This is a genomic window from Paraburkholderia sp. RL18-085-BIA-A, from assembly GCF_046027075.1.
Classification (GTDB): domain Bacteria; phylum Pseudomonadota; class Gammaproteobacteria; order Burkholderiales; family Burkholderiaceae; genus Paraburkholderia.
On record NZ_JARESU010000421.1, the window covers coordinates 1 to 1,456 of the forward strand.

Consider the following 1,456-nt stretch of genomic DNA (forward strand, 5'->3'; position numbering starts at 1 on the left):
GCCCCTATGTGATTCGTCAAGCATTAGGGGCGGACTTCGGTTGATAGAAGGCACCGTCACGCAGCATGGCGAACAGCACGTCGCACCGTCGTCTGGCAAGAGCGATGAGCGCCTGATTGTGGCGCTTGCCCTGCTGGACCTTGCGAGCGTAGTAGTCCCTCGAGACGGGGTCCCGCAAGGCGGCAAAGGCGGAGAGGAAGAGTGCTCTCTTTAGGACCTTGTTGCCGCGTCTGGAGGGGTGTTCGCCACGGATGGACGAGCCTGAGCGTCGGGTGACCGGAGCGAGGCCGGCGTAGGCGGCGAGATGCGCAGCTGAAGCGAAGGCTTTGTGGGCGACTTCCGTGAGGAGTCTGGCGGCGGTCCTGACGCCGACTCCGGGCATGCTGGTCAGGACCGGCCAAAGAGGGTGTGCGTGCACCAGGCGTTCGACTTCGCTGGCAACCTCGTCGCGTTGTTTGCGCAAAGATGCGAGTTGCTGGGCCAGACGCGGCATGACGATGGTTGCTGCCTGAGTACCGGGTACGACCACAGCCTGTTCGCTGAGCGCCTGAACGATTTCGGCAGCAAGGCTTTTGCCCATGCGAGGTGCAAGTTTGGTGAGGCGGTTGGCGAGTGTTTTTTCGCTGGTCGCGGCAAGCTCGGCGGGCGACGGGTACCGCTCAAGCAGATCGAGCACGGCCGGATGGTCGAGGCGCGGCCCCAGAACCCGTTCCAGTGCGGGATGGATCTGGGTAAGCAGGCCGCGAATGCGGTTACTGGTCTGCGTGATCTGCGCGGCGAGATCGTCGTCGAAACCGCACAACATGGTGAGTTCGGCGAGCCGCTCGTCAGCCAGTCGAAGTGAGCGCAGCGTGTGCGGCATCGAGCGGGCGGCCTCTGCAATGATGGCGGCATCGCGGGCGTCGGTCTTGGCTTCGCCCGCATGCAGATCAGCGATGCGGCGCATGGCCAGACCTGGCAGATAGGCGACCAGAACGCCTTCGTCGCGGGCGACTGCCAGCGGCAGCGCACCGATGGTGGCGGGCTGGTCGACGACGAATAGAAGTTGGCCGTGCGCCTTGAGTTCGGTGATGAGGGCGCGCAGTTTGGTCTCATCGTTTGGAAGCGCTTTGTTGTACAGGCGCTTTCCGGTCCGATCGAGAGCGACGGCGTGATGATGGCCTTTACCTACGTCAACGCCGACGAAGACATCGACGGAGTCATGTTTTTGGTTTTCTTGCATCGAAATGTTTATGCAGATTGAGCTGGTTGGCCTGCAACATCGGTGGCAAGTCTCGGCATCCACGTTACGGACGGCCTCAAGATATCCTGGCCGAGCCCCTATTAGCGATCACCAGCCACCCACCAGGCCCGGTGACAACACCCCCCGGATCATGACTGCGACTGGGGGCGGGAATCATGCCGGGCCTGGCTGGCCAAATCCTCAATTATCGAGGAGTGAAGATAGTAACGGGGG

The 1,456-nt window shown here is 62.3% G+C and carries 1 pseudogene; it reads right to left on the minus strand.

The features are described 5' to 3' along the window. Positions 1-16 precede the first annotated feature (16 nt). Positions 17-1,281: pseudogene (locus P0D89_RS52940) on the minus strand (IS110 family RNA-guided transposase). Positions 1,282-1,456 lie beyond the last annotated feature (175 nt).